The organism is Streptomyces sp. NPDC059373, from assembly GCF_042751495.1.
GTDB lineage: Bacteria > Actinomycetota > Actinomycetes > Streptomycetales > Streptomycetaceae > Actinacidiphila.
Map to the genome: position 1 here is coordinate 153,189 of NZ_JBHYXC010000017.1, position 6,198 is coordinate 159,386.

A 6,198-nucleotide genomic window follows, 5' to 3' on the forward strand; every position below is an offset into this window, starting at 1 on the left:
GTCATGGGAAACGAGCCCGCGGTGGAAGTGGCCGGACTGGTCAAGCGGTACGGCGCGAAAGCCGCGGTGGACGGGCTCGACCTCACCGTGGAACGCGGCACGATCGCGGCCGTACTCGGCCCGAACGGGGCCGGGAAGACCACGACGGTGGAAACCTGCGAGGGATACCGCCGTCCGGATGAAGGCGGCGTGCGCGTCCTGGGACTGGACCCGGTGGCCGAGAGCGCGGCGCTGCGGCCCCGCATCGGGGTGATGCTGCAGTCGGGCGGGGTCTACGCGGGAGCCCGGGCGGAGGAGATGCTGCGGCACACCGCGAAACTGCACGCGAACCCCGTCGACCCCGGGCTGCTGATCGAGCGGCTCGGCCTGGAGTCCTGCGGCCGTACGCCCTACCGGCGGCTCTCCGGCGGCCAGCAGCAGCGGCTGGCCCTGGCCATGGCGGTGGTGGGCCGGCCGGAGCTGGTGTTCCTGGACGAGCCGACCGCCGGCCTGGACCCGCAGGCGCGCCGGGCCACCTGGGAACTCGTACGGGAGCTGCGCGCCGACGGCGTCACGGTCGTACTGACCACGCACTTCATGGACGAGGCCGAGCAGCTCGCCGACCACGTCTCAATCATCGACGCGGGCCGCGTGATAGCGGGCGGCACCCCCGAGCAGCTGTGCCGGGGCGGTGCCGAGAACACCCTGCGCTTCTCCGGGCGCCCCGCGCTCGACCTGGCCTCCCTCCTCAACGCCCTGCCCGCCGACTCGGCCGCCGCCGAGCTGACGCCCGGCAACTACCGCATCGAGGGCAAGGTCAACCCGCAGATGCTGGCCACCGTGACTTCCTGGTGCGCCCAGCACGGCGTCATGCCGGACCGCCTCGCCGTCGAGCGGCGCACGCTCGAAGACGTATTCCTGGAGCTGACCGGCAAGGAGCTGCGCGCATGACCACCTTCGCCCCCGACCCGGGCGCGGCCCCGCTCCCCCGCATGATCGGCGCGCAGACGGCGCTGGAGACCCGGATGCTGCTGCGCAACGGCGAACAGCTGCTGCTGACGGTGGTCATCCCCAGCCTGCTCCTGCTGCTCTTCGGCACCGTCGACATCATCACTGTGCCGACTCGGACCGCGGGCGGCGCGGGCAAGTCCGTGGACTTCCTGGCCCCCGGCATCCTCGCCCTCGCGGTGATGTCGACCGCCTTCACCGGCCAGGCCATCGCCACCGGTTTCGAGCGCCGCTACGGGGTGCTCAAGCGGCTCGGCGCGTCCCCGCTGCCGCGCTGGGCCCTGATGACCGCCAAGACCGGCTCCGTCCTGGTCACCGAGGTCCTGCAGATCGTCCTGCTGACCGTGATCGCCTTCGCCCTGGGCTGGTCGCCGCACGGCAACCCACTGTCCGTACTGCTCCTCCTGGTACTCGGCACCGCCGCCTTCTCCGGGCTGGGCCTGCTGATGGCGGGCACCCTGAAGGCCGAGGCGACCCTGGCCGCCGCCAACCTGGTGTTCCTGCTGCTGCTGGTGGGCGGCGGCGTGATCGTCCCGCTGGACAAGTTCCCGGCCGGCGTCCGGTCCGCGCTGGAGCTGCTGCCCATCTCGGCCCTGTCGGACGGCCTGCGGGACGTGCTGCAGCACGGCGCCGGCACGCCGTGGGGCGACGCCGGGATCCTCGCGGTGTGGGCGGTGCTGGGGCTGGGGGCGGCGGCGCGGTTCTTCCGCTGGGAGTGACTACGTGCCGGGCTTGCGGCCGTACACGTACACGTCGTCGCCCTTCTTCAGCAGGCTCCAGTACGTGGCGGCGTCGCTGTCGCGCATGTTGACGCAGCCGTGCGAGCCGGGCGGCGACCAGACACTGCCCGTGATGGAGTGGAAGGCCTCGCCCCCGTCGAAGAACTGGCTGTAGGGCATGGACACGTTGTAGAGGTTCGAGACGTGGTGCTTGTCCCGCCAGTAGATCTTCTTCAGGCCGGTCCGGGTCTCGTAGTGGTCGCGTCCGCTGCGGATCGGCACCGGGCCGTGGACCAGGGTGGAGCCGTCCTGCACCCAGCTGATCTGGAGGGTGAGGTTGACGCAGGCGATCCGGCCCTTGTTGGTGGGGCACTTACCCGCCTTGTTGGGGTTCTTGCCGACGGCCTTCTGCTTGGTCATCAGGTCCATCACGCCCCACGTGACCGGCCCCGCGTAGCCGACATGGGGGCTGATGCCGTGCTTGGTCTGGAACGAACGGATCGCCTTGCAGTCGGCCGATGACTGGCGTCCGTCGACGGGCCGCCCCAGGAACTTCTCCACCTGCTTCTGGTACGGCCCGGTCCGCGTCGTACACGTGGACGCCGCAGCCGCGCCGCCCGCCCCCGCCAGGACCACCACGGGCGCCACCAGCCCGGCCACCGCCGCGCCCACGCCGACACGGCGACCTACCGCACGTATCCCCCCGCCACCACCGCTGACCATGGCCCCGCCTCCCGCTTACCCACCCGATGTCGTTGTCATAGAGGACAGACATCACCGGTCAAAGGTTGCGCCCTACTGCCCGGACGCGACCTGCACTCCGCCTACGACGGAACCACGCAGTCCACGAAGCGCGTGAAGCCGGTGTCCTGGCCGCTGTCGACCGCGAGGAAGCCGTCGTCCGGGCCGTGGCTGGCCAGCAGGCACATGTCGTAGCGGACGACGCGGGGCAGCAGGGTGGTGCCGTCGGTGCGGAAGCGGTGGGAGCCGGTGAGCTGGCAGGAGTCGTAGCGCACGAGGGGGCCGCGGGGACCGAGGTTGTAGCGGTGGGCCTTGAGGGCGGGAGCGAAGGACTTGAAGGCGTTGGCGGTGTCGTCGCAGTCGTTGAAGTGGACGGTGCCGCTGTTCCAGGCGCAGTCGATGACCACGACGTCCGGGTCGCGCAGCTCGAAGCGGATGTCCTCGGCGTGGAAGCGCTGGACGCTGCTGAAGTGCTGGCCGCGCGGGAAGCGGAAGAAGGCGCTCTCGTAGCCGTAGTCGGGGTGCGGCTCGGGGCGGCGGCCGGTGACGATGTAGCTGCCGCCCCGGCAGGTGATGGAGCCGCCGTACGGGAACTCCAGGAAGTTCCCCCACTCGTACGTCACGTTCATGTCGGTGAACCAGTAGTTGAGGAACTGGTCCTGCTGGGCCGGGTCCTGCGAGCGCTTGGACAGGCCGGAGTAGAGGAAGGCCTTGCGGTAGGCGCCGCCGACCCGGCAGGCCTCCCAGCGCATCTCGGAGTTGGTGTTGGAGCCGTCCAGGGCGAGGCCGTACTCCCACTCGCCCATCCACTCGCACTCGGTGAAGCGGTAGTTGGCCGCGCCGCCGGTGGAGTAGGAGAGGAAGAAGGACGCGCCCGGGGTGCCGGAGGTGAAGCGCAGGCCTTCGAAGGCGATGTTCTGCCACATGTCGTCGTTGCGGCACAGGTACGCGTCCTGGGCGGTGGCCGGCGCGAAGACGAGCTCGCTGATCCGCAGTCCCGCGCCCCGGAAGCGCAGGCCGTTGGCCGCGTTGTGGGGGTCGGCGCCGTCGAGGAGGGCGCCGGGGCGGGTGATCAGGAATCTTCCGGGCGGTATGTCGATGACGGTGCGGCCGGTGTGGTCGTCGAGCCGCGACACGGCGTACGCGTAGGCGTCGGCGAAGGCCTGGCTGTCGTCGGTGGTGCCGTCGCCCTTGGCGCCGAAGTCGGCGACGACGTCGACGACCCCCGGGTGGCCGGTGGTGGCCGGTTCCTTCACGGCGGGGGCGGCGGGCGAGTCGGCGGCGCTGAAGGCCACGGCGGCGGTGCCGCTCAGAGCGGCGGCGGCCCCTCCGTAGAGCAGGCGACGGCGGTTGACGGTACCTGTCATGATCCCCCCAAGCATGGCCTTACCCCCTCGTGAAGCATGGCACAAACGGGCGCCTACGATGGGCGGGTGCCGAATCTGAACCCCTTCGCCGCCATCGCCCGGCGCTGGACGCCGTCCCCGGTGACGCTCCGGCGGGCCGCCATGGGCGCGCTCGTCATGAGCGTCGTGATCGTGGTGACCGGCGGCGCGGTCCGGCTGACCAGTTCCGGGCTCGGCTGCCCGACCTGGCCCACGTGCACGGGCGACAGCCTCACCACGACCAGCGCCATGGGTATCCACGGCGCCATCGAGTTCACCAACCGCATGCTGACGTACGTGCTGTGCGCGGCCGTCGGCTGGGCGATCATCGCGGCGCGCTCCGCCAAGCCGTGGCGGCGCAGCCTGACCCGGCTCGGCTGGGCGCAGTTCTGGGTCGTCGTGGGCAACGCGGTGTGGGGCGGCCTGACGGTGCTGACCCACCTCAACCCGTACATCGTCGCCGCCCACTTCCTGCTCTCCGCCGCGCTGATCACGGTCGCCCTGGTGACCTGGCAGCGCACCGCCGAGGGCGACAGCGCCCCGCGCCCGCTGGTCGGCAAGCCCGTCAAGCAGCTGGCGTGGGTCACCACCGGTGCGACCGTCGCCCTCATCGCGGTCGGCACCCTGGTCACCGGGGCCGGTCCGCACGCCGGCGACCACAGCGACGTCCCCCGGGTCGGGATCGACTGGAAGACCATCGCCCAGCTCCACGCCGACCTCGCCTGGATCGTCTGCGGCCTCGCCATCGCCCTCTGGTTCGTCCTGCGCGCCGTCGACGCCCCCGCCGGCCCCCGCGCCCGGGCCCGTGACCTCCTGGTCGTCCTGCTCGCCCAGGGCGTCATCGGCTACGTCCAGTACTTCACCCACCTCCCCGAAGCCCTGGTCGGCCTCCACATGCTCGGCTCCACCCTGGTCTGGATCGCCGTCCTGCGGGTGCTGCTGAGCATGCGCGAGCGGCCCCTCGCCGATGCCGGGGCCGAGATCCCGGCCCCGGCATCCGGCCTGGCCTCAGCCACCCTGTCCTAACCCAGGCCGTAGACCCTGCGGGCGTTCTCCACGGCGAGCATCGCGGCGACCCGGTCGGCGTCGCCCCGCGACCACGCGCCGTCCGCGACCCAGCCGCCCAGCACCCGCCGGACCGCGTCGCGGAAGAGCTCGGCCCCGACGACGTACAGCTCGGGCAGCCCGTAGGCGTCCGTCGAGAAGAGCAGCTTGCCGAAGGGCGCGAGCTCCAGGAATTCGGCAAGTACGTCGGGCGCTCGGGCGCCGACATGGGTCAGGGCGAGTCCGACGTCCGCGTAGACGTGCGGGAAGGCGTGGGCGAGGTAGGCGGCCTGGCGGTGGTACGGGTAGCCGTGCAGGAGTACGAGATCCGTGCCGAGCCCGGCCGTCGCCCGCAGGAAGTCCGTGAGGAGCGCGGGGTCCGCGTGGTCGAGGCGCAGGTCGGGGTCGCCGAAGCCGGTGTGGAGCTGGAGGGGCAGCCCGGTAGCGACGGCGGTCCACAGCAGGTGGCGCAGGAGTACGGGGTCGGTGAGCCGCCCCCCGACCCGCCGGTCGGCGAGCCACTCGCCGGCGGCGCGGCGTACGTCGCCGGGGGCCGGGGGCTCGGGCGCCAGGGCGAGGCCGTGGCGGTAGGCGGCGATCGACTTGAAGCCCACGGCGCTCGCGGCGGCGGTATGCACGGACTCGGCGATGTTGGCGACGAACCCGTCCACGGTGCCGGAGGTGTCGGCGACCTGCTCGGCGAGCTGCTCCAGCCGCACGACCTCCCGTGCCGTCGACCCGGCCGCCGCCGCCAGCTCGCCGGGCCCGGTCAGGTCACCCGGCAGCCCCGTGTCGACCAGGTACGCCGTGATCCCCGTCGCCCGCAGCAGCCGCCGCCCCGCCTCGTACGCCCCCAGCTCCCGCCGCCGCGCCACATACCGCGCCGGCGTCGCATGCGGCTCCAGCCCCAGCAACGGCGGGCACCAGCGCCTCACGGCGAACCCGGCCTGCGTATCGAAAAACGTCGTCCCCGGTGCCGCCGGCGCGTCCGACTCCGTCAGATACGCCTCGAACGACCCGAGCCCGAGGTCGCCCCTCAGGACACCGTGGCAGTGGTGATCGACCAGTGCGGGCAGCTCAATCATTGCTGTGCCCCTCCCAACCAGGTTGGGGGTAGGCCCTCTGCCTGAGGCGGAGGGGCTGGCCCAACCCGGCCGCACCCGGCAACGGGCACGCACCCGGACGGTGGGTGGCCGGGGCGCGTCGGCGGAGGGCTGGGGTTTGTTCCCCCACCCCGCCCCTTCCCGAAACCAGGGGCGCTGCCCCTGGACCCCGGACGCGTGCGTTCTTCAACACCGGTCCGTGGCCGGGTTGGGCCAGCC

Annotated in this window: 6 protein-coding genes; 3 read left to right on the forward strand and 3 right to left on the reverse strand. The window is 72.2% G+C overall.

What is annotated here, in order from left to right:
• The first annotated feature begins 3 nt into the window (after positions 1-3).
• Complete coding sequence (locus tag ACFXJ5_RS23160) at positions 4-930, forward strand: ABC transporter ATP-binding protein (RefSeq protein ID WP_384634095.1); 927 nt, start codon at positions 4-6, stop codon at positions 928-930.
• A complete protein-coding gene (locus ACFXJ5_RS23165; RefSeq protein ID WP_384634098.1) occupies positions 927-1,706 on the forward strand; it encodes an ABC transporter permease in 780 nt (259 codons plus the stop codon). The genes ACFXJ5_RS23160 and ACFXJ5_RS23165 overlap by 4 nt, the downstream gene beginning before the upstream one ends.
• On the opposite strand, the gene ACFXJ5_RS23170 is transcribed toward ACFXJ5_RS23165, so the two are convergent.
• Positions 1,707-2,378 (reverse strand): L,D-transpeptidase family protein, encoded by a 672-nt coding sequence (locus tag ACFXJ5_RS23170; RefSeq protein ID WP_384634100.1) that lies wholly within the window; start codon positions 2,376-2,378, stop codon positions 1,707-1,709. It abuts the gene before it with no gap.
• Positions 2,379-2,530: 152 nt separating this feature from the next.
• Positions 2,531-3,814, reverse strand: coding sequence for a glycosyl hydrolase family 28-related protein (locus ACFXJ5_RS23175; protein ID WP_384634103.1), 1,284 nt, complete (start codon positions 3,812-3,814; stop codon positions 2,531-2,533).
• A gap of 36 nt (positions 3,815-3,850) precedes the next feature.
• On the opposite strand from ACFXJ5_RS23175, the gene ACFXJ5_RS23180 reads away from it, so the two are divergent.
• A complete protein-coding gene (locus ACFXJ5_RS23180; protein ID WP_384634106.1) occupies positions 3,851-4,858 on the forward strand; it encodes a heme A synthase in 1,008 nt (335 codons plus the stop codon).
• Here ACFXJ5_RS23180 and ACFXJ5_RS23185 read toward each other — a convergent pair.
• The gene (locus ACFXJ5_RS23185; RefSeq protein WP_384634110.1) at positions 4,855-5,961 is read right to left on the reverse strand and encodes an amidohydrolase family protein; all 1,107 of its coding nucleotides are present in this window, start codon (positions 5,959-5,961) and stop codon (positions 4,855-4,857) included. The genes ACFXJ5_RS23180 and ACFXJ5_RS23185 overlap by 4 nt on opposite strands.
• Between the last annotated feature and the right edge of the window lie 237 nt (positions 5,962-6,198).

What these genes read in the sequence shown, in the direction of transcription:
- ACFXJ5_RS23185 (WP_384634110.1), bottom strand. Translation starts at nt 5,961, where the DNA reads ATGATTGAGCTGCCCGCACTGGTCGATCACCACTGCCACGGTGTCCTG.
- ACFXJ5_RS23175 (WP_384634103.1), bottom strand. Translation starts at nt 3,814, where the DNA reads ATGACAGGTACCGTCAACCGCCGTCGCCTGCTCTACGGAGGGGCCGCC.
- ACFXJ5_RS23165 (WP_384634098.1), top strand. Translation starts at nt 927, where the DNA reads ATGACCACCTTCGCCCCCGACCCGGGCGCGGCCCCGCTCCCCCGCATG.
- ACFXJ5_RS23160 (WP_384634095.1), top strand. Translation starts at nt 4, where the DNA reads ATGGGAAACGAGCCCGCGGTGGAAGTGGCCGGACTGGTCAAGCGGTAC.
- ACFXJ5_RS23180 (WP_384634106.1), top strand. Translation starts at nt 3,851, where the DNA reads ATGGCACAAACGGGCGCCTACGATGGGCGGGTGCCGAATCTGAACCCC.